The 25641-nt window shown below is 66.4% G+C and carries 22 protein-coding genes; 8 read left to right on the plus strand and 14 right to left on the minus strand.

From position 1 onward, the window contains the following. Positions 1-88 precede the first annotated feature (88 nt). Entirely contained in the window at positions 89-1765 is a 1677-nt protein-coding gene (locus OG804_RS19895) for a 4Fe-4S binding protein (protein WP_328388672.1), read from the minus strand. Positions 1766-1941: 176 nt separating this feature from the next. Here OG804_RS19895 and OG804_RS19900 point away from each other — a divergent pair, with 176 nt between their 5' ends. Then, a complete protein-coding gene (locus tag OG804_RS19900; protein ID WP_328388674.1) occupies positions 1942-2433 on the plus strand; it encodes a SixA phosphatase family protein in 492 nt (163 codons plus the stop codon). A gap of 14 nt (positions 2434-2447) precedes the next feature. On the opposite strand, the gene OG804_RS19905 is transcribed toward OG804_RS19900, so the two are convergent. Beyond that, positions 2448-2648 (minus strand): hypothetical protein, encoded by a 201-nt coding sequence (locus OG804_RS19905; protein ID WP_328388676.1) that lies wholly within the window; start codon positions 2646-2648, stop codon positions 2448-2450. Between the two features lie 186 nt (positions 2649-2834). On the opposite strand from OG804_RS19905, the gene OG804_RS19910 reads away from it, so the two are divergent. The 4 genes from OG804_RS19910 to OG804_RS19925 all read left to right on the plus strand — a co-directional run bounded on the left by OG804_RS19910 (position 2835) and on the right by OG804_RS19925 (position 5723). Beyond that, complete coding sequence (locus tag OG804_RS19910; RefSeq protein ID WP_328388678.1) at positions 2835-3140, plus strand: GNAT family N-acetyltransferase; 306 nt, start codon at positions 2835-2837, stop codon at positions 3138-3140. After that, a complete protein-coding gene (locus tag OG804_RS19915; RefSeq protein WP_328388681.1) occupies positions 3133-4113 on the plus strand; it encodes a pirin family protein in 981 nt (326 codons plus the stop codon). Before OG804_RS19910 ends, OG804_RS19915 begins: the two co-directional genes overlap by 8 nt. A 130-nt stretch (positions 4114-4243) precedes the next feature. Then, the gene (locus OG804_RS19920) at positions 4244-4690 is read left to right on the plus strand and encodes a MerR family transcriptional regulator (RefSeq protein ID WP_328388683.1); all 447 of its coding nucleotides are present in this window, start codon (positions 4244-4246) and stop codon (positions 4688-4690) included. Between the two features lie 16 nt (positions 4691-4706). After that, positions 4707-5723, plus strand: coding sequence for an aldo/keto reductase (locus OG804_RS19925; RefSeq protein WP_328388685.1), 1017 nt, complete (start codon positions 4707-4709; stop codon positions 5721-5723). On the opposite strand, the gene OG804_RS19930 is transcribed toward OG804_RS19925, so the two are convergent. Further along, positions 5684-6574, minus strand: coding sequence for a helix-turn-helix transcriptional regulator (locus tag OG804_RS19930; RefSeq protein ID WP_328388687.1), 891 nt, complete (start codon positions 6572-6574; stop codon positions 5684-5686). The two genes, OG804_RS19925 and OG804_RS19930, sit on opposite strands and share 40 nt — an antisense overlap. A 101-nt stretch (positions 6575-6675) precedes the next feature. On the opposite strand from OG804_RS19930, the gene OG804_RS19935 reads away from it, so the two are divergent. Further along, on the plus strand, positions 6676-7686 hold the full coding sequence (locus OG804_RS19935; protein WP_328388688.1) for an aldo/keto reductase: 1011 nt from the start codon (positions 6676-6678) through the stop codon (positions 7684-7686). A gap of 218 nt (positions 7687-7904) precedes the next feature. Here the strand turns inward: OG804_RS19935 and OG804_RS19940 are convergent, their stop codons facing one another. Further along, positions 7905-8537 (minus strand): TetR/AcrR family transcriptional regulator, encoded by a 633-nt coding sequence (locus OG804_RS19940; RefSeq protein ID WP_328388689.1) that lies wholly within the window; start codon positions 8535-8537, stop codon positions 7905-7907. A 107-nt stretch (positions 8538-8644) separates the two neighbouring features. On the opposite strand from OG804_RS19940, the gene OG804_RS19945 reads away from it, so the two are divergent. Then, on the plus strand, positions 8645-9526 hold the full coding sequence (locus OG804_RS19945; RefSeq protein WP_328388690.1) for an alpha/beta fold hydrolase: 882 nt from the start codon (positions 8645-8647) through the stop codon (positions 9524-9526). 175 nt (positions 9527-9701) lie between these two features. On the opposite strand, the gene OG804_RS19950 is transcribed toward OG804_RS19945, so the two are convergent. From OG804_RS19950 to OG804_RS19960, 3 genes are read right to left on the minus strand one after another with little or no spacing between them, the layout of a single operon-like run. Further along, complete coding sequence (locus tag OG804_RS19950) at positions 9702-10175, minus strand: SRPBCC family protein (protein ID WP_328388692.1); 474 nt, start codon at positions 10173-10175, stop codon at positions 9702-9704. Next, entirely contained in the window at positions 10172-10504 is a 333-nt protein-coding gene (locus tag OG804_RS19955; protein ID WP_328388693.1) for an ArsR/SmtB family transcription factor, read from the minus strand. The genes OG804_RS19950 and OG804_RS19955 overlap by 4 nt, the downstream gene beginning before the upstream one ends. 32 nt (positions 10505-10536) lie before the next feature. Beyond that, entirely contained in the window at positions 10537-10947 is a 411-nt protein-coding gene (locus tag OG804_RS19960) for a VOC family protein (RefSeq protein ID WP_328388695.1), read from the minus strand. A gap of 83 nt (positions 10948-11030) precedes the next feature. Here OG804_RS19960 and OG804_RS19965 point away from each other — a divergent pair, with 83 nt between their 5' ends. Then, positions 11031-11492 carry a MarR family winged helix-turn-helix transcriptional regulator gene (locus tag OG804_RS19965; RefSeq protein WP_328388697.1) on the plus strand — a complete coding sequence of 154 codons (462 nt, stop codon included), beginning with the start codon at positions 11031-11033 and terminating at the stop codon, positions 11490-11492. 55 nt (positions 11493-11547) lie between these two features. On the opposite strand, the gene cynS is transcribed toward OG804_RS19965, so the two are convergent. The 7 genes from cynS to rplL form a co-directional block, all read right to left on the minus strand. After that, positions 11548-11997, minus strand: coding sequence for a cyanase (cynS, locus tag OG804_RS19970; protein ID WP_328388699.1), 450 nt, complete (start codon positions 11995-11997; stop codon positions 11548-11550). A gap of 198 nt (positions 11998-12195) precedes the next feature. Further along, on the minus strand, positions 12196-14304 hold the full coding sequence (locus tag OG804_RS19975) for a hypothetical protein (protein ID WP_328388701.1): 2109 nt from the start codon (positions 14302-14304) through the stop codon (positions 12196-12198). A 491-nt stretch (positions 14305-14795) separates the two neighbouring features. Further along, positions 14796-15665, minus strand: coding sequence for a hypothetical protein (locus tag OG804_RS19980; RefSeq protein ID WP_328388703.1), 870 nt, complete (start codon positions 15663-15665; stop codon positions 14796-14798). 54 nt (positions 15666-15719) lie between these two features. After that, positions 15720-19673, minus strand: a complete 3954-nt coding sequence (locus OG804_RS19985) for a DNA-directed RNA polymerase subunit beta' (RefSeq protein WP_328388705.1) — start codon at positions 19671-19673, stop codon at positions 15720-15722. A gap of 111 nt (positions 19674-19784) precedes the next feature. After that, the gene (rpoB, locus tag OG804_RS19990; RefSeq protein WP_442941582.1) at positions 19785-23309 is read right to left on the minus strand and encodes a DNA-directed RNA polymerase subunit beta; all 3525 of its coding nucleotides are present in this window, start codon (positions 23307-23309) and stop codon (positions 19785-19787) included. A gap of 571 nt (positions 23310-23880) precedes the next feature. Further along, positions 23881-24969: an ABC transporter ATP-binding protein gene (locus tag OG804_RS19995; protein WP_328388707.1), complete on the minus strand. Its 1089-nt coding sequence runs from the start codon at positions 24967-24969 to the stop codon at positions 23881-23883. A gap of 241 nt (positions 24970-25210) precedes the next feature. Then, a complete protein-coding gene (rplL, locus tag OG804_RS20000; protein WP_058855021.1) occupies positions 25211-25591 on the minus strand; it encodes a 50S ribosomal protein L7/L12 in 381 nt (126 codons plus the stop codon). Positions 25592-25641 lie beyond the last annotated feature (50 nt).

The raw sequence follows: 25641 nt of genomic DNA on the forward strand, positions 1-25641 counted from the left end.
CGGGAACGCCGATTCCGCGAAGGTGTTCCTCGCCCCGGCGAGGAACACCTTCGCGAACAGGCCCGGTGCCCGGACGGCTCATCCGGGCTCAGGCACCGCCCTTGGCTGCCTGCAGCAGGTCGGCGAGGGAGGTGAACTTGACCCGCGGCCGACCCGCCTCTTTGCCCGCGCCGCGTTCCGCCTGATCGATGGCCTTCCAGCCGACCCGGTCCACCAGATCGGGCTGGCGTTCCTGTACCAGGGCGCGCAGCGCATCGCGGTCGGCCGTGGGGGCGACCAGTCTGCCCGAGATGAAGTCGGCGATCAGTCCTTCGACGGTCTCCTCCGAGTCGACCCGGTTGGACCCGATGACGCCGCGGGGGCCGCGTTTGATCCAGCCGCTGACGTAGACGCCGGTCAGCGGGGTGCCGTCGGGGCCGGTGACCCGGCCGTGTTCATTGGGCACCACCGCGCGCTTGTCGTCGAACGGGAGGTCCGGAATCGGCTTTCCGCGGTAGCCGATCGAGCGCAGGACCAGTGTCGCCGGGAGAGTTCCGGTGTCACTGGTGGGACGGGCGTTGAGGACGCCGTCTTCCTCTACCAGCTCGTTGCGGGCGTACTCGAGTCCTTCGGCCTTGTCGGTGCCGGTGACCGCGGTCGGTGCGGCCAGGTATTTGAACACGATCCGCTTGTTGCCCTCGGTCGGCGGTTTCGCGGCGAATTCCTCGGCCAGTGCGTACTTCAGCTTCAGCGACGGTTCGACCTCCGGCGAGTCGAGCAGCGCCTGGGAGGCCGGGTCGAGTTCCAGCTCGGCCGGGTCGATCACGATATCGACCCCGGACAGGTGGGCCAGCGCCAGGAACTCCGGTGAGGTGTAGGCCGCCTGCAGCGGACCGCGCCGGCCCAGCACCACGACTTCACGGATAGTGCTGCCGCGCAGCGCGGCGAGCGCGTGATCGGCGATATCGGTTTTGGCCAGTTCGTCCGGATCCACGGTCAGCACCCGGGCCACATCGAGGGCGACATTGCCGTTGCCGACGATGACCGCCCGGTCGCCGGACAGGTCGAAGGCGCGGTCCGCGTAGTCGGGGTGCCCGTTGTACCAGGCCACGAACTCGGTCGCGGAATGGCTGCCCGGCAGGTCCTCACCCGGGACGCCCATGCGCCGGTCCGAGGACGCACCCACCGCGTAGAGGACCGCGTGGTGATGCGCCAGCAGCTCCTCATGGGTGATGTGCGTACCGACCTCGACGTTCAGGTAGTACTGCAGGGTGTCGCGACGGAACGCCGATTCGAACATGCCCGCGACGGTCTTGGTGCCGGGATGGTCGGGCGCCACGCCCGCACGGACCAGCCCCCACGGCGTGGGTAGCCGGTCGAACATCTCCACTTGGACGTCGCAGCGGCGCAGTAGCTCGTCGGCCGCGTAGGCGGCGGCCGGCCCGGCGCCGACGATCGCGACCCGCAGGGTGCCCAACTCCTTGGGCGGCCGCACGGGGGTCGAGATGGGGTCCAGATTCGACTCCAGCGGATGCCGCTCGAACCAGGCCGCGTTGATATCCCGGAACCGGGCCAGCGACGCGGACAGATCGTCCTCGGAGAAGATGGCCTCCACCGGGCACGCGTCGACACAGGCGCCACAGTCGATACAGGTGTCGGGGTCGATGTAGAGCATCTCGGTCGTGGCGAATTCCGGCTGGTCCGGAGTGGGGCGGATGCAGTCGACCGGGCACTCGGAAACGCAGCTGGCATCGTTACAACAACGCTGCGTGATTACGTAGGCCATATTTGTGCAGATCCTCGAGACTTATGTGCGGACTGGTGCCGTCCGGGTCGCGGTTGGCAGGGCGTGACGACTGAGCGTGGACCGGGATCACCGGGCCTCCCTCCATTGTGACGCCGCTTTCAGTTTGCCTCGAGTGTGGGATGGATCTCCGCACGGAGGGTGCTTACGGTGGTGCCATGGTCCGGACTCTGATCTTGATGCGGCACGGCAAATCGGCCTATCCGGCCGGTACCGCCGATCACGAACGACCGCTGGCCCCGCGCGGGCGGCGGGAAGCCGCCCTGGCAGGCGACTGGTTGCGCGCCACCCGCGCCCCGGTCGACGCGGTGCGCTGCTCCACCGCGACCCGCACCCGCGAAACACTCGGCGCCACCGGAATCGACGCCCCGGTCGTATTCGACGCGGGAATCTACGAGGCCACCGCCGAGTATCTGATCGAACTGGTCGGACTGACCGACCCGGCGATCTCCACCCTCCTGGTGATCGGGCACGCACCGGGAATGCCGTGGACGGCGTGGGATCTGGCCGCCGCGCACGACACCGAAGACGCGCTGCGGCTCAGCCGCAAATTCCCCACCTCGGCCCTGGCCGTGCTGCGGTTCTCCGGGGCATGGGACCGGATCGGCCCCGGGACCGGCGAACTGGTTGCCTTCCACGTGCCACGTTGACCCGGAACCGCGGCTCAGCGCAGCAGTTTCCCGCCGAATACCGCACCGGCGCCGAGCAGAACGAGCAGCAGGAACGCCGCCCAGCCGCCGATCAGCCACCAGACCAGTCCGAAGACAACGACGACGGGTGCCACCGCGATCGCGGTGATCACCGGGCTGTCCTTGACCGTGGCCCAGGCCGAACGCGCCCGGACCCGGTCGATTTCCTTCGCCATATTCCCAGGTTACGTGCCGGACGCCGGATGCGCCGAGACGCGCGATATCCGGCTTGTCAGCCCGGCTGGACGAACACCCGCGACACCGCAGCCCGGGCGCACCGGCTGAGTACGCTGGCGCTGGGCGATACGGTCGGCGGCCGTATCGCGAGCAGGAGTATCCGGACGCGGAGAGGAGCTGCGGAGATGACCGAAGCGACCGAGCAGAGCAAAGTACTGCGCAATGCCGGCGAGAACCGCTACGAGGTGTGGTACGGCGCCGAATTGGCCGGGTTCGCCGAATACACCGAACGCGGTGAGGAGACCGTTTTCACCCATACCGAGATCGATCCGGCGTTCGGCGGTAAGGGGCTGGGCGGCCGGCTGGCGAAGTTCGCGATCGAGGACACCGTCGAACGCGAACGTGAGATCCGGCCCGAATGCGCGTTCATCCGGAGCTACCTGGAGAAACATCCTGAATACAGCGCGCATGTGGTCAGCGGCGGTGAGTGACCTCGACCCGCACCCGGCCGAGACGCTGTGCGAGCCGGGAGGTGGTCCCGGGCCGGTAGTGCGGCTGTATCCGGCGCGTGAAGTGCCGCTGGGCGGGGTCCGCGGCACCTATGTGGAACGGACTCTGCCGCAGCGGGACCTGCCGACCGTCGGCGCCTGGTGCTTCCTGGACTATTTCGGCGCGCCCACGGTTACCGTCACGGATGCGCCGCCGGATATCGACCCGCATCCGCATATCGGCCTGCAGACCGTGACCTGGCCTTTCGAGGGGATGATCCGGCACCGGGATTCGGTCCGCTCGGATGTGCGGATCAGACCGGGGCAGCTCAACCTGATGACGTCGGGTCACGGCATCGCCCATTCGGAGTACACGGTTCCCGACGCGCCGGCCGGTCGCGGGCTGCAACTGTGGATCGCGCTCCCGGACGGGCAGCGCGATATCGCACCCCATTTCGAGCAGCATCGCGATCTGCCCGTCTACACCGCCCCGGGCCTGCGCGCGACCGTACTGCTGGGTTCGCTGGCCGGGATGACATCGCCGGCGATCGTCTACACCCCCTTGGTCGGGGCCGATATCGAAATCGATCCGGCCACCACGGCGACGGTCGCGCTGGACCGGGAGTTCGAGCACGCGGTCCTGGCGGTCGAGGGCACCGTGACCGTGGCCGGAACCGAACTCGCACCCGGTCCGCTGCTGTACCTGGGGACCGGTCGCGACTCCCTCGAACTGTCCAGCGACTCCGGCGGCCGGTTCGCGCTGATCGGGGGCGAGCCGCTGACCGAGGAACTGGTGATGTGGTGGAACTTCGTCGCCCGCGACCACGCGGAGATCCTGGCGGCCCGCACAGACTGGGAGGCGCACGACACATCCCGCTTCGGCGATATCGAGGGCCATACGCCCGACCAGCGCATTCCCGCGCCCCCGCTGCCCGGTGGGCGGCTGAAACCCCGGGCCCGGCTGCCGCACGGCTGAAGCTCCGAATTTCCTACTTGCTTGGAGTCCACTCCAGGTGGATAACGTTGTCCGTGTTCGACGAGAGGGCCTGGTGCGCGACATCAAATGATGCTGTGGCACAACAGGATTCGATAAGGATGGTGGATTCGTGAGCATTACCGACCCGATTCGGGACGATGCCGACACCACCCGGGAACTCCCCCGCCATTCGATCGGGGCCGCGGCCGCGCACTGCGGGCTGAGCCAGGACACCCTGCGCTGGTACGAGCGCATCGGCCTGCTCGCCCATATCGGGCGTGACCACACCGGCAAACGCCGGTTCAGCGACCGGGACCTGGCATGGCTGACCCTGATCACCCGGTTGCGCACCACCGGGATGTCGGTGGCGGACATGATCCGCTATGCCGAACTGGTCCGCGCCGGTGCGAGCACCGTTCCCGAACGGCTCGCGATGTTCCGCACGACCCGCGCCGGCGTCCTCGAACGTATCGCCGAACTACAGCAGACCGTGGCGGTGCTGGATCGCAAGATCTCGATCTACGAACAGCACACTCCGAGTGACGCCGCCCGGTCACCCGACAACGCAGCATCGTGAAGGGACACCCGAGACTATGACCGCCTCCGCAACACTGCCGACCACCGCCCTCGGCGCCTCCGGGATCCAGGTCGGGATCCAGGGGCTGGGCTGCATGGGAATGAGCGAGTTCTACGGTCCCACCGATCGCGCGGAATCCCGCGCGACCCTGGATCGCGCGCTCGAACTCGGCATCACCCTGTTCGACACCGCCGACATCTACGGCGCCGGCGACAACGAGGAGTTCCTGCGCGAATTCGTGCTCGCCAACCGGGACCGGCTCGTGCTGGCCACGAAGTTCGCCATCGTCCGCAAGGCCGACGACCCGCACTACCGCGGTATCGACAACTCACCCGCCTACATCCGCGCCGCCGTGGACGGCAGCCTGCGGCGGCTGGGCATCGACACCATCGACCTGTACTACATGCACCGGCGTGACCCGCGGGTTCCGATCGAGGACACCGTGGGTGTCATGGCCGAACTCGTCGCGCAGGGCAAGGTACGAGCCCTGGGCCTGTCCGAGGTCACCGGGGACGAACTGCGCGCGGCGCACGCGGTCCACCCGATCGCCGCGGTGCAGTCGGAGTGGTCGCTGTTCTCCCGTGACGTGGAACGCACCGCGGTACCCGCCGCGGCCGAACTCGGCGTCGCCTTCGTCCCCTACTCGCCGCTCGGCCGTGGTTTCCTGACCGGATCGCTGCCCCGGACCGATGAGCTGAGCACGGACGATTTCCGGCGCCATATGCCCCGGTTCACCGGCGACAACGCCGCGCACAACACGGCGCTGCTGGCACCGCTGCACGCCATCGCCGAAGCGCGTGAACTGACGCCCGCCCAGGTCGCGCTGGCGTGGGTCCAGTCCCGGGCACAGGTCCACGGGCTGCCGGTGGTGCCGATCCCGGGCACCCGGCGCCCGGCCCGGCTCGCCGAGAACGCCGCCGCGGCGACGGTGACGCTCACTGCCGCCGAGCTGGACCGGCTGGAGCCGATCGCCGGTCAGGTGGCCGGTCCGCGCTATGCCGATATGTCCTTCACCTCGGCGGGCCGCGAGTAGGACGACGGCCCCGATCCGCCCAGTCGCTGGGTGCCGATGACGCGCAGCAGCTCCATCTTCTCCGCAGCGTCGGTACCCGGCCGGGGCCAATAGATCAGCAGGCGCTGGGAGGCGTTCGGGGTGAGCAGCGTTTCGCAGAAGATATCGATCACGCCGACCTCGGGATGCACGGCAGTCTTGTTGTCGGAGAGCCGGACCGCGACTTCGTGCTCGGTCCACAACCGGTCGAATTCGGTGCTGGCCGCCCGTAGCGCCGCGACGTATTCGATCACATCGGGGTCCTTCGGCCGGCGTGCCGCGGTGGCGCGCAGATCGGCCACCTGCCGGCGGGACAACCGGTCGACGTCCGGCGCCGGGGCGATCTCGCGGGACGTGGGATCGGTGAACCAGCGCCAGGCATGGAACCGTTCCCATCCCGGACGCTCGGCCTGATCGCCGAACAGCAGGATGTGCATCCGGTTCTGCACCAGCGATTCGCCGAGATCGGTGATGACCGCTGCCGGGATATCGTCCAGCTTCGCCAGCACGTGCATCAGCCCGGGCCCGACATGCTTGTCCGTCCGGCCGCCGCCCGGCGGCGCCTGATCACACAGTAGATAGACGTGATCGCGTTCGTCGCTGGTGAACCGGAGTGCCCGAGTCAGCGCCGCGAGCACCTGGGTGGACGGCCGCGGACCGCGAGCCTGCTCCAGGCGGGTGTAGTAATCGGTGGATATCCCGGCCAGTTGCGCCACCTCGTCGCGGCGCAGGCCGGGTGTCCGGCGGCGGGTACCGGGCGGCAGCCCCACCACCTCGGTGGTCAGCTGCTCCCGGCGCCGCCGGAGGAAATCGGCGAGCTCGCTTCGATCCATACCTCCACTGTGACGCACGGCGGCGCGGTCAGCCAGGGACCGCCGCTCCCCCGATAAAGCGTCTCTGCCACCGGCGCAGTCCGACGGCCAGAGTGGACCGCATGACGAATACACAGATCGAGACTTCGCGGCTCGGCAGCACCGGTCCGGCCGTCGGACGGATCGCGCTCGGCGCGATGGGCATGTCGGGTTCCTACGGTCCCGCCGACGAGACCGAATCGGCGGCCACGATCCATGCCGCGCTCGACTCGGGCGCACGTCTCGTCGACACCGGCGACTTCTACGGTATGGGCCACAACGAACTGCTGGTCGGCCGGGCCATCGCCGACCGGCCGCGGGAGGAAACGATCCTCAGCGTCAAATTCGGCGGCATGATCGGCCCCGACGGCAGCTGGCAGGGGTTCGACAGCCGGCCGGCGGCGCTACGCAACTTCCTGAGCTACAGCCTGCGCCGGCTCGGGGTGGATCATGTCGATATCTATCGTCCGGCGCGACTGGACCCGGCGGTTCCGATCGAGGACACCGTAGGCGCCATCGCGGAACTGGTCGACGCGGGTTACGTCCGGCATATCGGCCTGTCCGAAGTAGGCGCCGAGACCTTGCGCCGGGCCGCCGCTGTACACCCGATCGCCGATCTGCAGATCGAATACTCGCTGTTCTCGCGGGGGATCGAAGCCGAGATCCTGCCCGTGTGCCGCGAACTCGGCATCGGGATCACCGCCTACGGCGTGCTCTCCCGGGGTCTGCTCAGCGATACGATGCGCGGCCGCACCGATTTCCACGGATCGGACTATCGGGCGCACACGCCGCGCTTCCAGGGTGCGAATCTCACCGCCAACCTGGAGCTGGTCGGAACATTGGCGAGTCTGGCCGAGCAGAAAGGCGTTTCCACCGCGCAACTGGCCATCGGCTGGGTGCTCAGTCGCGGCGAGGACATCGTCCCGGTAATCGGCGCCCGCACGCGTAGCCGCTGGGCGGAAGCCCTCGGCGCGCTCGACGTCTCGCTCACCGCTGCCGATATCGCCGCCATCGAGGCCGCGGTTCCGGTCGGCGGTGTCGCGGGTAGCCGGTACGCCGAAGCCCAGATGAACGCGCTCGACAGCGAACGCTGAGCGCGCTCGTCGCCGACCGGGCGGAGTGAGCTGGACCGCCCACCGGTCTCACGCCGGCCGAGCTGCGCGAAACTCCGGAACGGACCCCGGCAACGAGAGGGTGGCGCGAACCCTCGCAGTGGAGCCGCCCACGAGCCGGTCCTGCGGCGAGGGGCGATGCCCTCGATGGGGCGCCGGCTCGCCGCTGCCCGCACCCGAACAGTGTGAAACCCGTCCCCTCAGTGTCCCCGTGGCCCTTCGGGTTCGGTGTCCGATGCCGTTGTCAGGGTCACATCGAGGAGATGGTCCACGAGTTCGACCGCGGTCCGCGCGGTGTAGTGGCCGGGCAGCATTCCCTGGGCGATTCCTCCGATGGCCGCCAGGATGAGTTCGGCGTCCAGCGCGGCGCGGGCGGCGGACACGTCGGCGCGACCGGCCCTGTCGAGCTGGTCGGCGACGATCGCGACCAATGCCCGGGGTGCGGCCAGTGTTTCGTCGGCGGTGATGCCCTGTCCGGCGATCGCCGCGGTGTTGAAGGCGCCCAGGACGATGGCCTCCGCCCGGCGCCGCTCGTCGAGCGGGAGCAGTTCGACCAGCACCGCGCGGATGGCCTCGCGGGGTGAGGCGTCACCGGAGTGCGCCGCCATTCGCTCGGCGAAGCGGGCGCCGGCATCGTGCATCACCGACCGGTGGGTCGCCAGCAGGAATTCCCGCTTGGTGCCGAAGTAGTACTGCACCAACCGCACCGACATCCCGGCTTCGGCGGCGACCGTCTGGAAAGTCACCGCGGCCAGCCCACCGGCCACGATCACGCGGCGCACCGCATCGGTGATCTCACGCCGACGCACTTCGTGATCGACCAATCGTGGCACGAGTTCTATCGCCTTCCTTCCGGATCCAGGGCACCCAGCAGTTAGATGGTATACCCATATCATTTATGTGGTATGTTCATACCGCAAAAGTGCGGAGAGGGGAGACCATGCCGAAAATCGGGCGATTCACCAGCGAGGAAGCGAAAGCCACCTTCCTGCGTGCCTACGAAGCCGTGGCCGCGAAGTGGCCGGTGCCGTCGACGAATATCGACGTCGAAACGTCGTTCGGAACCACCCGCGTGCGCCGATCCGGCGACGGCCCCGGCGCACCCCTCGTGCTGTTACCGGGCATCGGCGGCAACGGTCAGGTGTGGTACCGATTCATCGAGGAGCTGGCACGCGATCGCGTCGTGTACACGCCGGACATCATCGGCTGGGCGGGACGCTGCGTGCAGACCGCACCCCTGCGCGATACGAGCGATATCGCGAAATGGATGGCCGAAGCACTCGACGGGCTCGGGGCGGAGCGTGTTCACCTGGCCGGAAACTCCCTGGGAGCTTGGCTGGCCGGCGCGATCGCGGTGCACCGCTCCGACCGGCTGGCCAGTATGACCATGTTCGAGCCGAGCGCCGCGACCTTCGCCAAGCCGCGCCCGAGTCTGCTGTTCAAGTTCATTGCGGCGGGCGCACGGCCGACTCCCGAGCGGATGCGCAAGCTCAACGCATGGCTGATGCCCGGCTTCGAGATGACCGACGAGGAGTACGCACTCGCCACGGCGATCCCGAAGTTCCGGACGGCGATGCCGTGGGACCGCCCGTTCACCGACGACCAGCTGGCTGCCATCACCGCACCGGCGCTGGTGCTGTTCGGCGCCGAAACGGTCGTCAGCGATCCCGAACTCGGAGCGGCTCGCGCCCGCGCTCGTATCCCGGCGGCCGAAGCCGAGATCTGGCCGGGTGTGGGACACGATCTGCTGTGGGCGAATCCGGAACAGATGATCCCACGCTTTCTCGCCTTCGTCGCCGACCATGATCGAGTCCGAGGATGAACCACGCACGGTAGGCCACCCGCCGATGCCGGAGCCCGGCCCGGCACGCTCGACGCGGGACCGAAAGCCCGCCGCGCGCAGGCACGTCGACGTTGCGGACAGCACCGCGGCTGCCGATCTCGAGCACAGACTGCCCCGGCCCGGAGACCGGGTCGGGGCAGCACACCGCTGTGAACTACTTCGCGAGCAGCGCGTCCAGTGCCCGGTAGCTGGCATTGAGCCCTTCGGCCATACCGGACGCCAGCATGCCGTCCCGCTCGTCGGGTGTATGGAACTGGCTGACCGTGACCACCCGGGTCCGCCCGTCGCCGAGATCCTCGAAAGTCGCCGCGTCGATCGCGACATGGGCGGGCATGCCGTCCCATTCGAAGGACTGCACGATCCGCTCCTGCGGCACTATCTCCCGGATCCGTCCCTCGAATCCGTGAGTCCCGCCGTCGGCGGTCTCGACGAAACGCCAGTGCCCGCCGACCCGGAACTCCCAGCGCTCGACATCGACGCGATTACCGCGACCCCACCACTGGATGAGCTGTTCGAGCCGGGTGTAGGCGTCCCAGACCCGCTGGCGGGGAGCATTGAAAACACGCTCGATCCGGATCTCGCGATCCGCGGTAGCAGTGACAGCGGCTTCTTCGGTGGCAGTACTCATTTCTCGCGCTCCGTTCGTTGCAGGAATTCGCCGAGACGGTCCATTCGCGCTTCCAGCATCTGCCGGTAGCCCTGCAGCCAGGCCACCTCCCGTTGGAACACATCGGGGCCGATCCGGCAGTACCGAACCCGGCCTCGTTTCTCCGTGACCACCATGTCCGCATCCTCGAGCAGCTGGATGTGTTTCCTGATGCCGGTGCGGGTCATCGAGAATTCGTCCGCGAGTTCGCTGACGGTGGCGGGGCCACGGCCGAGCCGTTCGAGGATTCCCCGTCGGTTGGGGTCCGCGAGCGCCCCGAAGGAGGCGTCCAAGAACTCATACTGAACCATCTAGTTCAGTATTGATCCGGTGCCCGCGGGTGTCAACACGCCACGGTGAAGAATTCGTAGCTGTGCCCCTCGGGCGAGCGGACGTACACACCACGACCGCCGCCCAGATGATTGATCCCCCGATCCCAGCCGTTCTCGGGACCGGACCCGAACGGCGCACCGGGCCGGACCGCCAGCCGGCGCATCAGATCGTCGAAGGTCGCGTCGTCGACCAGGAAACCGTAGTGCCCGGGCTCGACCCGGCCGCGCTCGTCGAAATCGAAGGTCAGCTCGGCATTGACGTGCACCGGCACGAACGGACCCGCCGGCGCGCCGACCTCGAGTCCCAGCATCTCCGCGAAGAACCGCGCCCCCACCCAGCGATCCAGGACGGGAACGATCGTGTGGTTCAGCACGACACGCGGACGCCCGCGCCACCGTGAATCCACGCCGTCATTCCGCATGGCCAACTCCTCTACTACATGTGATTCACATACAATATACGTGCGAGTTGCATGTAACCGCAAGGAGACGCTAAATTGAGTGCATGAGCCGCAGCCCTTCCCCCTCGGACGGCGGGCCCGCCCTATTCCGGCTGGTTCGGTTCTGGTCCCGGCGCTGGATACAGCGCGGCGCGGACGACCGTTCACCGGATATGCGGCACGCACAGCACGTCCAGGCCGTCGAAGCGGTCGCCGGCGCCGCCCACGCACCGGGCGAGGCCACCATCACCGCTGTCGCCCATCAACTCGGCCTCGACCATTCCGGCGCCAGCCGCATGGTCCGCGACGCCACCGCCGCCGGTTACCTCTCGCGCCACGAATCCACACTCGACCGACGCCGCACCGCGCTGCACCTCACCCCAGCCGGTGAAAACCTGCTCACCGACGCGCACCTGTGGCAGCGCCGGGTCTTCGACCAGCTGACCGAGGACTGGCCGCCCGCGGACCGCCGCCGTTTCGCCACCTACCTGCAGCGCCTGGCCGATGAGCTACCGCGCAACCTCTAACTGCTGGGCACGACCGAATACGCGACCGGCCGGACCACCGGCCACCGCCCGCTCCTCACCACCGATAGTCGAGAAACTTCCCGTCGAACGTGATGACCACTCGGTCGCCGTCCGGATCGGGCCGCCGGGCGAAATCGACCTTGAAGTTGATCGCGCTCATGATCCCGTCGCCGAACTCCTCGTGGATCAGCTCCTTCAGCGCCGGACCGTACACCGAGATCGCCTCGACGAACCGGTAGATCGTGGGGTCGCTCAGTAAAGCCGGATCGGCGCCGCGTGCGGGCTGCAGCGCCAGGCTCTCCGCGACCGTATCGTCCAACCCGAGCAAGTCGCACGCCTTCCGGGCCTGCTCCGCTGTCATCGGATGCTGCCCCAGCAGCGCGGCCGTCGTCCAGACCAACGGAGCACCGAGCGAATCGGCGATATCGGCCCAGGACAGGCCCCGTCGAATACGTGCCGCCACGACGAGATCGGCGGCCGCGCGCTTGCTCATGATCGGTTCCATACGAAACTCCTGGCATCGGGAAATATCGGCAAACACCGAAAGCCTGCCACCGTCGGCCACAGCGAACCGAAGCGGTATCGCAGTATTTACGTCCGCGATACTTACGCTCCGGCGCATCGCGAGTGCGATGTGATTTCGAGGAGACCGGCTCGACAGCACCCGGTGAGGGCCCGGTAACACCGAGCCCGCGCGCGCCGCTCAGCGGGCGGGTGCCAAGGCCGAAGCGGGCGACCGGGTCGCCTCGGCTGCCCAGTAGTCGGTGTCGATGGCCGCATTCTGTGCGGCGAAGTAGCGGCGGCGATTCTCCGGGTTCGACGGATCGACGACGAAATCGGTCACGGCCTCGGAGACCCGGGCGGCGTGTTCGTCGCCGATCCAGCGCAGCATCTGGGCCGCGTCACCGGCGGAGTACTCCGCCGTCTCCGCACCGGTCGCGACTCTCTGGATCCGGTTCAAGCCCGCCCGGCTCGGCGCGGCCAGATACTCCTCGCCCGCCCGGCGCGCCGAACCTTGTAGCTCGACTCCTCCCCGGCCGAACGCATAGGTGAGGGCTGCCCGTTCCAGTTCCGCGTCGGCTGCCGGGGTGTTCATCGCCGTGGCGTAGTTGGAGGCCGCGACGACTTCGGCAAGATTCTTATCGGTCAGTGACATATCATCCGCGTGCTTGTATATGTATCCCCGTGCTTCCACTGCGCGCTGGATCATATCTTCGTCGGTGAACCCCGCACCGCGCAGCGAGGCCGCCACCTGGCCGAGAAACGCGCCGCCGCCGACCAGCACTCCGTCGACCGCGGCCGCCGCACCGCGTGCCGTGTTCACCCCACCGCGACCTGCGTCACGGGCGACGACCGTCGCATCGCGGGCGGCGTGCGAGAGATGTAGTCGATCGAGATAAGCGTGGGTGGCCAGCCCATCGGGTCCACCTGCCTTCTCACCGTTCCATCGGGCGTTCCATACGCCCCACTGGTCGAGCATCGCACTGTGTCGTTTCATCGAATGCGGTTCCAGTGGTGATAACCGGTTGAACAGCCAGGCCGAGGCCGGGCTGTTGTTCAAGGTTCCGAGCGCGGCGGCACCAGCGATCAGGCCGAGTCCCGGAACCCCGGTATTACCGAGACCGCTGGACCCCATGCCGAGCGCCGTCGACCCGCCGCCGCCACCCGCGCCGCCGCCACCCGGCGCCTGTTGCAGGGCGACGGCGAACCGATTGACGATCCACTCGTTGCCCTGGTGCAGGGCGGCGGCCAAACGCCGGAACTGCAGCAGCCCGACGATCTCCACCACGGCGCCGAGGATCAGCACCACTGTCGCCTGACCGCCCGCCTGATCGAAGAGGTTGTCGAGGAACAGGACGTACACCCCGAGATAGATGATGTAGACCGCCATCACCACGGCACCGTAGAAACTGTCCACGAGATTGCGCACCAGGAAGGTCTGTGTCGGACCGTAGACGAAACCGCCCGCCGCGAAACCGAAGATCGCCGCGAAACCGTGGAAGACGGAATCGAGGGCGGACCAGATGATCTTCACCGAAAGGTAGGCGCCGAACGCGAGCAGGATTCCGGCGCAGAGCAGCATCACCAAGCCCGAACCGATTTGGCCCATACTCGGATTCAGCGCCGCGTGGTACGCCGCCAGGTCACCGCACCCACGCAGTCCGGATATCAGCGCGGACTCCGAACCCGATTGCAGGCCCGCCGTCCAACTGGCCGCACAGGCCGGCCGATCGTCGATGACATGCCCGAAATTCCACACCTGCAGTGGCTGCCGGGCGAAATTATCGGCCAGGTTCTCCTGCATCGTGGCCACCAGTCCCTCCGGGTCCGCGTAGGTGTGCCCGGTCAGACCGGCCGCGATGGAGATTCCGAGATCGCGCCCCTGTGACATCAGCCCGTGCGAGGAGAGCACATCTTCGAGCGGCGCGGCCATGAAGATGGGGCCTATCACGGCGACTCCGATCATCGTGACCACCTGGGTCGTCGCCCGCGCGTGGAAACCGCGCAGTACGAACCAGGCGACGATGAACGCACCGATGGAGGTGGCGACGATGAGCACCATCGGGATACCTATCTGCGCGTCCAGGCCTCTGGCTATCCCGGCCAGCGCCCGGCCGAACGGATCGAGCCAGTGGAAGCTCATCGTGTAGCCGATCACCCAGATCGCGCCGGTCACGATGACGACATAGCCGGCGAATTCCAGACCGAGCACCATGGCGATGGCGGTCTCCAACGGCTCGAACACACTGCCGTGCGAGGTGACGAACCGATAGTGCGTGAGCTCGACACCCCGGGAATCCCGGATGTTCATCCAGTTCAGTGCGGGAAAGCCCGCATTCGCGACCGATTCGGAGTCGCCCGACGCCGCTAATGCAGTGGCCCCGAGCACGGCGGGAAGGACGAACAGGGCGGCCGCGAGGACTACCAGCCGACGGATCCACTGTCGCTTCCGCGAGGTCGGTGGGAGTTCATCGTTGCTGCCTCGCCGAGCGCGGCGAGCGCGAATACGGTGCGAGAACAGGGGCGTTCGGCTTGACATGACCCTCCGGCGGTCGTCGGATCCGGAACTGTTCGACGACATCGGCAGACAGTGCGCTGTAACGCTATTCGACGCAATTCGACCTAACGCCATATCCGCGCAACGTGATCGAAATACTCGGTTCATCTCTGTGCGCGAGGCTGCCGGCGGCGTACCGCACGGCGCCGGGTTCCCAGGATCCCCGGGTGAACCGATCCCGCGTGCCGAACAGGAGTTCGGCACGCTCTGGCAGGGAGCGGGCCGAGTCCTTCGAGCTCAGCACGTCATCGCGGATATACGACGCCGATCCGGTCCTCATTCGTCAGTGCCGTGATCTGTTGCGGGAAGAGTCCGTACCGCTCCATGGCCGGCAGCGCAGAGGCCGACAGCGTTCCCGGCGGCGGAGTGAACGCGCCCGACCTGTTGTTGAGATCGGGGACCACGTAATCACCGGTGCGACCGCTGATCCGGACTTCGCCCGCGGCGGTCACGGTATCGTCGGCGCGCAGTATCAGACCGGCATGATTGAATCGCCGAGTGTCTATCCGCTCCGGGACAATCACCGGATAGTTCTCGGACCGGACCACATAGATGAACAAGTCGGAGTCCGCTGAATCGAGCATCCGGTCGAACTCGGGTGTACCGGGCAGCGCCGGATGGGCAAGATCATCGGAAAGACCGAACTGCCGAAGCCTGGCGCGCAAGTTCGACACGGCCGTGTCGTGGCTCATCTCGGCGTCTTCTCTATCCCTCCTCCCGTGTGCGCTGTACTGGCGCCAGTTGTCGGTGTGTATCCGGACATGCTCCGGCTCGGGAAGACGGGCGAACGCACTCGGTGCTGAAACACGTGCGGCGGACAGTGGCGACGCATCGACTTCGGACAGGCCATGAGCGCCCCTGGCGTCGACGTCACCTGACAGGCGCAGGAAATCGCCGATAGGGCGGCTGGTCAGGTTGCGGATCAGAGCGCTGTCGCCCTGGGCGAACTCATCGATGTCTTTGACGAGGCGCTCGACCATAGCGTCCATGGTGCGGGCAAAGCGGCCGTGCGGCAGAAATCCCATGCCTTGCCTCTGCTCGACACAATCCGTAAGTCTCCAGGGGCTCCGCCCGAGTACAACTCGAGATACCCCACCAGTTCGAAACATATGCATTCGGCCCCCGCATCGTTGGCGATGCGGGGGCCGAATGCTGTTGCTACCTACCGATTACCGGTAGTCGCTGAATCCGTAATCGTCCAGCGGAACGGCGGCGCCGGTGGAGGCGCCGAAGCCCTCCGGGCTGTAGTAGGTGTCGTCGTAGGACGGCACCGCGTACGCCGCGGCACGGGCCTCCTCGGTCGGCTGAACCTGGATGTTGCGGTACCGGTTGATGCCGGTACCGGCCGGGATCAGCTTACCGATGATCACGTTCTCCTTGAGGCCGATGAGCCTGTCGGAGCGGCAGTTGATCGCCGCGTCCGTGAGGACTCGAGTGGTCTCCTGGAAGGACGCCGCCGACAGCCACGAATCGGTGGCCAGCGACGCCTTGGTGATACCCATCAGCACCGGGCGACCCGCCGCGGGCTCGTTGCCCTCGGCGACGACGCGACGGTTGGACGCCTCGAACTCGGAACGCTCGGTGAGCGAACCGGGCAGGAACTCGGTGGCGCCCGAGTCGATGATCGTCACCCGGCGCAGCATCTGGCGGACGATGACCTCGATGTGCTTGTCGTGGATCGACACACCCTGGCTCCGGTAGACCTCCTGGACCTCGTGGACCAGGTGGATCTGAACCTGCCGGGGGCCCATCACGCGCAGCACCTCGTGCGGATCCGCCGCGCCTTCCAGCAGCTGCTGGCCGACCTCGACGTGATCACCGTCGGACAGCAGACGCTCGCTGCCGTCGTCGTGCTTGAACACGCGCAGCCGCTGACGCTTGGACAGCTTGTCGTAGACCACATCGTCCCCGCCGTCGTCGGGAATGATGGTGATCTTGTAGAAGCGGTCGTCGTCTTCCATCCGCACCCGGCCCGACACCTCGGCGATCGGCGCCTTGCCCTTGGGCACACGAGCCTCGAAGAGCTCCTGCACACGGGGCAGACCACCGGTGATGTCGTCACCCGCGACACCACCCTGGTGGAAGGTACGCATGGTGAGCTGGGTACCGGGTTCACCGATGGACTGCGCGGCGACGATACCGACGGCCTCGCCGATATCGACCAGCTTGCCGGTCGCCATGGAGCGGCCGTAGCAGGTCGCGCAGACCCCGGTACCGGTGGTGCAGGTCAGCACCGAGCGGACCTTCACCTCGGTGATACCGGCGTCCAGCAGCGCCTCGATCGCGGGATCGCCCAGGTCCGCACCCTTGCCGACGACGACGTTGCCGCTCTGGTCGAGCGCGTCGGAGGCCAGCGTGCGGGCGTAGGCCGAGGTCTCGACGTGCGCGTCGCGGATCAGCGTGCCGTCGGCCTGCTTCTCGGCGATGTGCACGGTGATACCGCGTTCGGTGGCGCAATCGTGCTCGCGCACGATGACGTCCTGGGAGACGTCCACCAGACGACGGGTCAGGTAACCCGAGTCGGCGGTACGCAGCGCGGTATCGGCCAGACCCTTACGAGCACCGTGGGTGTTGATGAAGTACTCCAGAACCGTCAGGCCCTCACGGAAGGAGGACTTGATCGGCCGCGGGATGAACTCACCCTTCGGGTTCGTCACCAGGCCCTTCATACCGGCGAGGGTACGGGTCTGGGTGAAGTTACCCGTGGCGCCCGAATCGACGATCGTGATGATCGGGTTATCGGGCGGGTAGTGCGCCCGCAGCGCGCGGCCGACCTCTTCGGTGGCCTCCTGCCAGATCTTGACCAGGGCGTTGTTGCGCTCCTGGTGATCGAGAGCACCACGCTGGTACTTCTTCTCGATCTGATCGGACTGCGCCTCGTAGCGCTCCATGATCTCGGCCTTCTCCGGCGGAACGAGCACGTCCGACATGGAGACGGTGACACCCGAACGCGTGGCCCAGTAGAAGCCGGCGTCCTTGAGCTTGTCGACGGTCTGCGCGACCACGATCATCGGGTAGCGCTCGGCGAGATCGTTGATGATCGTCGCCTGCCGCTTCTTGGGCATCGGCTCGTTGATGAACGCGTAGTCCGCGGGCAGCAACTCGTTGAACAGCACCCGGCCCAGCGTGGTCTGGGTGGTCCACGCGTCGCCACGCCGCCAGCCGTCCGGGAACAGCTCGGCCTCGACCTCCTTGGGCGGACGCTGATCGGTCAGCCGCACCTTGATATTCGAACGCACGGTCAGCTCACCGCGGTCGACCGCCATCTGCGCTTCGGCCGGCGAGGAGTACACGCCCTGCTCCGGACCGTCGCCGGTCGAGGGCTGGTACGCGCCCTTGGCGTTGTCCTCGTGCCGGGTCAGATAGAACAGGCCCGTCACCATGTCCAGACGCGGCATGGCCAGCGGGCGACCCGACGCCGGGGACAGGATGTTGTTCGAGGACAGCATCAGGATGCGGGCCTCGGCCTGCGCCTCCGCCGACAGCGGCAGGTGCACGGCCATCTGGTCACCGTCGAAGTCGGCGTTGAACGCCTCACAGACCAGCGGGTGCAGCTGGATGGCCTTACCTTCGACCAGCTGCGGCTCGAAGGCCTGGATACCGAGGCGGTGCAGGGTCGGCGCACGGTTCAGCAGCACCGGATGCTCGGCGATGACCTCTTCGAGGACATCCCACACCTGCGGCCGCTGCCGCTCCACCATCCGCTTGGCGGATTTGATGTTCTGCGCGTGGTTCAGGTCGACCAGTCGCTTCATCACGAACGGCTTGAACAGCTCGAGCGCCATCAGCTTGGGCAGACCGCACTGGTGCAGTTTGAGCTGCGGGCCGACGACGATGACCGAACGGCCGGAGTAGTCGACACGCTTACCGAGCAGGTTCTGCCGGAAACGACCCTGCTTGCCCTTGAGCAGATCGCTCAGGGACTTCAGCGGGCGGTTGCCCGGGCCGGTGACCGGCCGGCCGCGGCGGCCGTTGTCGAACAGCGCGTCCACGGACTCCTGCAGCATCCGCTTCTCGTTGTTGACGATGATCTCGGGGGCGCCGAGGTCGATCAGTCGCTTGAGGCGGTTGTTGCGGTTGATGACACGGCGGTAGAGATCGTTCAGGTCGGAGGTGGCGAACCGGCCACCGTCGAGCTGGACCATCGGCCGCAGTTCCGGCGGGATCACCGGAACAGCGTCGAGCACCATGCCCATCGGCGAGTTGCCGTTGGTCTGGAAGGCCGCGACGACCTTGAGCCGCTTGAGCGCGCGCAGCTTCTTCTGGCCCTTACCGCTGCGGATGGTCTCCCGCAGGTTCTCGGCCTCGGCCGCGATATCGAAGTTCTCCATCAGCTTCTGGATGGATTCCGCACCCATCGCGCCGGTGAAGTACTCGCCGTAGCGGTCGGTGATCTCGCGGTAGAGCACCTCGTCCACGATCAGCTGCTTGGGAGCCAGCTTGGTGAAGGTGGTCCAGATCTCGTCGAGCCGGTCCAGTTCGCGCTGGGCGCGGTCGCGGAGCTGCTTCATCTCCCGCTCACCGCCGTCCTTGACCTTGCGGCGGACGTCGGACTTGGCACCTTCGGCCTCGAGCTCGGCCACGTCGGCCTCGAGCTTCTGCGCCCGGGCCTCGAGATCGGCGTCACGCTGATCGGCGACGGTCTTCTTCTCGACCTCCATCTCCGCCTCGAGCGTGGACAGCTCGTTGTGCCGCATCTCGTCGTCGACGGCGGTGATGACGTAGGCGGCGAAGTAGATGATCTTTTCCAGATCCTTCGGCGCCAGGTCGAGCAGATAGCCGAGCCGGCTCGGCACGCCCTTGAAGTACCAGATGTGGGTGACCGGCGCGGCCAGCTCGATATGACCCATCCGCTCGCGGCGCACCTTGGCGCGGGTGACCTCGACGCCGCAGCGCTCACAGATGATGCCCTTGAAGCGGACGCGCTTGTACTTACCGCAGTAGCACTCCCAGTCCCGGGTGGGACCGAAGATCTTCTCGCAGAACAGGCCGTCCTTCTCGGGCTTGAGCGTGCGGTAGTTGATCGTCTCCGGCTTCTTCACCTCACCGAAGGACCAATTGCGGATGTCTTCGGCGGTGGCCAGGCCGATCCGGAGTTCATCGAAGAAGTTGACGTCTAGCACGTAACTTCCTTTCCCCTGTGCGGGTCGAATACGAGCAAAAGTTCTCTAATGGGGTCGAACGCGGTAACCGGGTGCCGAGCCGCAATCCGTCTACGGCACCCGGTTATCGCCCTAGTTCGCCAGATCGTCGACGGTGGCCGCTTCGTTCCGGGACAGGTTGATGCCCAGATTGGCCGCCGCGCGCTCCAGATCCTCGTCGTCGCCGTCGCGCATCTCGATCGCGGCGCCGTCGGACGACAGCACCTCGACGTTGAGGCACAGCGACTGGAGTTCCTTGAGTAGAACCTTGAACGATTCCGGGATGCCGGGTTCCGGAATGTTCTCGCCCTTGACGATCGCCTCGTAGACCTTGACCCGGCCCACCACGTCGTCGGACTTGATGGTCAGCAGTTCCTGCAGGGTGTAGGCGGCGCCGTAGGCCTGCATGGCCCAGCACTCCATCTCACCGAAACGCTGACCACCGAACTGCGCCTTACCACCCAGCGGCTGCTGGGTGATCATCGAGTACGGACCGGTCGAGCGGGCATGGATCTTGTCGTCGACCAGGTGGTGCAGCTTCAGGATGTACATGTAGCCGACCGCCACCGGGTACGGGAACGGCTCACCGGAACGACCGTCGAACAACGTCGCCTTACCGTCGTCGTCGACCATGCGGTCACCGTCGCGGTTGGGCCGCGTCGAGGCCAGCAGCCCGGTCAGCTCCTCCTCACGCGCACCGTCGAACACCGGAGTCGCGATATTGGAGTCCGCCGGGGCGCCCAGCATCTCCTCCGGCAGCGCCTTCGCCCACTCGGGACGGGTGCCGTCGGAAGCGACATCGACCTCCCAACCGGCTTTACCGATCCACCCCAGATGGGTTTCCAGGATCTGACCGATATTCATACGACGCGGCACACCGTGGGTGTTCAAGATGATGTCGACCGGGGTGCCGTCGGGCATGAACGGCATATCCTCGGTCGCCAAGATCTTGCCGATCACACCCTTGTTGCCGTGGCGTCCGGCGAGCTTGTCACCGTCCTGGATCTTGCGCTTCTGCGCAACATAAACACGAACCAACTCGTTGACACCGGGAGGCAGATCGTCATCGTCGTCGCGGGAGAACACCCGGATCCCGATGACCTTGCCCGACTCACCGTGGGGCACCTTCAAGGAGGTGTCACGGACTTCGCGCGCCTTCTCACCGAAGATCGCCCGCAGCAACCGCTCCTCCGGGGTCAGCTCGGTCTCACCCTTCGGCGTGACCTTGCCGACCAGGATGTCCCCGTCACGGACCTCGGCACCGATGCGCACGATGCCGCGCTCGTCGAGATCAGCGAGGACCTCATCGGACACATTCGGGATATCGCGGGTGATCTCCTCGGCACCCAGCTTGGTGTCGCGGGCGTCGATCTCGTGCTCCTCGATATGAATCGAGGTGAGAACGTCGTCCTCCACCAGACGCTGGGACAGGATGATCGCGTCTTCGTAGTTGTGACCCTCCCACGGCATGATCGCCACGAGCAGGTTCTTACCCAGCGCCATCTCACCGTTCTCGGTGCACGGCCCATCGGCCAGCACCTGACCACGCTCGACCCGCTGACCCTCGTCCACGATCGGACGCTGATTGGCACACGTACCCTGATTCGACCGCGCGAACTTCCGCATCCGATACGACTTACGACTGCCGTCATCGGCCATCACCGTCACATAGTCGGCGGAAACCTCCTCGACCACACCGGACTTCTCGTTCACCACCACATCACCGGCATCGACCGCCGCCCGCAGCTCCATACCCGTGCCCACCACAGGAGCCTCGGAACGGATCAACGGCACGGCCTGACGCTGCATGTTCGCACCCATGAGGGCACGGTTGGCGTCGTCGTGCTCGAGGAACGGAATCATCGCCGTCGCGACCGACACCATCTGGCGCGGCGAGACGTCCATGTAGTCGACCTCGATGGCGTCGACGAATTCCATTTCCTCGTTGCCGCGGCGGCACAGCACCCGGTCCTCGACGAAATTGCCGTCGGCGTCTACCGCGGAGTTGGCCTGGGCCCGGACGTGCCGGTCCTCCTCGTCCGCGGTCAGGTACTTGACCTCATCGGTGACCCGGCCGTTCTCCACCTTGCGGTACGGCGTTTCGATGAAACCGAACGGGTTGACCCGCGCGTACACCGACAACGAGCCGATCAGGCCGATGTTCGGGCCTTCCGGGGTCTCGATCGGGCACATGCGGCCGTAGTGCGAGGGGTGCACGTCGCGCACCTCGAGGCCGGCGCGCTCACGGGACAGACCACCCGGGCCCAGCGCCGAGAGGCGCCGCTTGTGGGTCAGGCCCGACAGCGGGTTGTTCTGGTCCATGAACTGCGAGAGCTGCGAGGTTCCGAAGAACTCCTTGATCGCGGCCACGACCGGGCGGATGTTGATCAGGGTCTGCGGCGTGATGGCCTCGACGTCCTGGGTGGTCATCCGCTCGCGGACCACACGCTCCATCCGGGACAGGCCGACCCGGATCTGGTTCTGGATGAGCTCGCCCACGGTACGCAGCCGACGGTTGCCGAAGTGGTCGATATCGTCCACGCCGACCGGTACCTCGACGCCGCCGGGGGCGGTCATCGTCCGGTCGCCGGCGTGCAGCCGCACCAGGTATTCGATCGTCGAGACGATGTCCTCGCGGGTCAGCACGGACCCGTCGATGGCCTCGCCCGGATGCAGACCGAGCTTCTTATTGATCTTGTAGCGACCGACGCGCGCGAGGTCGTAGCGCTTCTCCTTGAAGAACAGGTTCTCCAACAGGGTCTGCGCGGACTCCTTGGTGGGCGGTTCGCCCGGACGCAGCTTCCGGTAGATATCGAGCAGCGCCTCGTCCTGGCCGGCCGTGTTGTCCTTCTCCAGGGTGGACATCATGATCTCGGAGAACCCGAACCGCTCGGTGATCTCTTCGGTGCTCCAGCCCAGGGCCTTGAGCAGCACGGTCACCGGCTGACGACGCTTGCGGTCGATACGGACACCGACGGTGTCGCGCTTGTCGACATCGAACTCCAGCCAGGCCCCGCGGCTCGGGATGACCCGAACACTGTGCAGATCCTTCTCGGTGCTCTTGTCGACGGAATGGTCGAAATACACGCCCGGCGAACGCACCAGCTGCGAGACCACGACACGCTCGGTGCCGTTGATGATGAAGGTGCCCTTATCGGTCATCATCGGGAAATCCCCCATGAAGACCGTCTGGCTCTTGATCTCACCGGTGTTGTTGTTGATGAACTCCGCGGTGACGAACAACGGCGCCGCGTAGGTCATGTCCTTGTCTTTGCACTCATCGATCGAGGCCTTGACCTCTTCGAAGCGTGGATCGGAGAAGGACAGGGACATCGAGCCGGAGAAATCCTCGATCGGGGAGAGTTCCTCGAGAACCTCCTCGAGCCCGCCGACCAACCCGCCGTCACCGCGAGCGGCGGCCCGCTCACGCCAATCCGGCGTGCCGACCAACCAGGCGAAAGATTCCGTTTGTAGATCGAGAAGTCCGGGCACCTCCAGTGGCTCCCGGATCTTCGCGAAAGACACCCGCAATGGAGCCCCAGGGGTACCCCCGGTGACTCCCAGCTTCGTATTGGCGCTTGTCTGGGTGGAGACTGCCAAGATGCGTCCTTCCAGCACCTCACGCGCGTCGCGTGGTGGTCCGCGACCGTCGCTTGTCTGCTACATTTTTGGATTCTCGCTGGTCACAACCCGAACGAGACTCGAACAGCAAACAACGGAAGCAACACCGGAAGGGTGGGACTTTCGTAGTGCGATCAAGGAATGGACAGGAGGCAGCCAGCGCAACGTCCAAACCTACACCTACCTACACGGAGGTGTCAAAGTACCACCCCGACGAAGCGTTGCGCGGCTGACGCGCCGGGTCGGTTCCGCTGGCTGCGTTCCGGACCACGGGCGGTGCCTGGCGACAGCGAATTCGGCGCTGGCGGTCGTCCACTACCACGGCGACCGAAGCCGCCTCCAATAGCGTGACTGGTCGGGCGAAACTCGTCAAGTGCCCGTGCCGACCTGGCGTCCTTCGAATCGCCTGGTGCACTACAAGATCACCTACGACCGGCGGTATCGCGCCTGATCGGGCCGAGACGCCCGGGAAAACACGCGGCCGGCCGGCCCCGCTCGGCGAGTGTGGAAACACAGAACAGCGCGCCGGGTATACACCCGACGCGCTGCTTTCGGAGCAAGCTCGCTTCTACAGCTTGGGGTACTGCATCGTGTCGAAATCCGACCCCGGGAAATCGTTGCCCGCGTCACCACCGCGACGCTGTCCACTCGAGTTGTACGACATGACCATCGTCTCGTCGTTCTGATCGAGCGACTCCCGGATGGCTACCTGCGCGGCGTGCGGCAGGGTGTGCATGGTCTCGCGCACCCGGTTCTTGCGCCGTTCCACGGCCTGCCGCACCGGCATCCCCGGCTGGGCCTTCATCTGCGGGATGATGCCGTCCACCTCTTCGGCGCCACCGTGGTGGTGACCGGCGTCCACCATGGCCTGCTCGCGGGCCATCTGGGCTTCGTCCTTTTCCTCGGACATACCGATCGGGCCGATCATGCGGCCGTTGAGGAACTGCTTGACCACCGGCTCCTCGCTGGTGAGCAGCACCTCACGCGGACCGAACATGACCAACTGGCGGCGGAACAGCATGCCGATGTTGTCCGGCACGGTACGGGCCAGGTTGATGTTGTGCGTCACGATGAGGATCGTGGCGTCGATCTGCGCGTTGATATCGATGAGCAACTGGCTCAGGTACGAGGTGCGCACCGGGTCCAGACCGGAGTCGGGCTCGTCGACCAGGATGATCTGCGGATCGAGGACGAGCGCGCGGGCCAGACCGGCTCGTTTGCGCATACCGCCGGAGATCTCGCCGGGCAGCTTGCCCTCGGCGCCGAGCAGACCGGTGAGCTCCAGCTTCTCCATCACGATCTTGCGGATCTCGGACTCGGACTTCTTCGTGTGCTCGCGCAGCGGGAAGGCGACATTGTCGAAGAGGTTCATAGAACCGAACAGCGCGCCGTCCTGGAACAGCACCCCGAAGAGTTTCCGGATCTCGTAGAGCTCCTTGTTGGAGCAGGTGGTGATATCGGTACCACCGATGAAAATGGAGCCGCGCTCGGGCCGGAGCAGGCCGATCAGCGACTTCAGGAATACGGACTTACCGGTGCCCGACGGGCCCAGCAGCGCGCTGACCTCACCGGCAGGCAGGGTAATAGAAACGTCCTGCCAAATCCGTTGTGAACCGAACGACTTGGTTACACTCTCGGTCCTGACCTCGACGCCCACGCCAACCTCCACATTTCTCAGCGAGCCACCCACTCGGCACCGCAGACCCGGAAGCGGTGCGTCACGTCACAGTAGGTTGGGCCACTGTATCTCATGGCACACCCATAGCACACCCGACCTGACCGAAGAGTAACCATCGTCTGCGGTCCCCGCAGCGCGGAATCGCCGTTAACCTGCAAACGAGAAAACGGGCGGTCCCCCAAAAAAGGGGACCGCCCGTTCGCGGCTCAGCCGGTCGTAATTACTTGACCGAAACCTTGGCGCCGGCGCCTTCCAGCTTCTCCTTGGCGGCCTCGGCGGCGTCTTTGGCCACCTTCTCCAGGATCGGCTTCGGCGCGCCCTCGACGAGGTCCTTGGCTTCTTTCAGGCCCAGGCCGGAGACGATCTCACGGACCACCTTGATGACCTGGATCTTCTTATCGCCGGCACCCTCGAGGATGACGTCGAACTCGTCCTGCTCCTCGGCGGCCTCGGCGGCGGCCGGGGCGGCACCCGCGGCGGCGACGGCGACCGGAGCGGCGGCGGTGACCTCGAACTTCTCCTCGAACTTCTTGACGAAGTCCGACAGCTCGAGCAGGGTCATGTTGCCGAAGGTTTCGAGCAGCTCGTCAACGTTGGCCATTGTTGTTTCCTTTCGATAATGAATGTCTGTGCGGGCGAGCCGGAGTCGAC

Origin of the sequence: Nocardia sp. NBC_00416, from assembly GCF_036032445.1 — a bacterium.
Lineage (GTDB): Bacteria > Actinomycetota > Actinomycetes > Mycobacteriales > Mycobacteriaceae > Nocardia.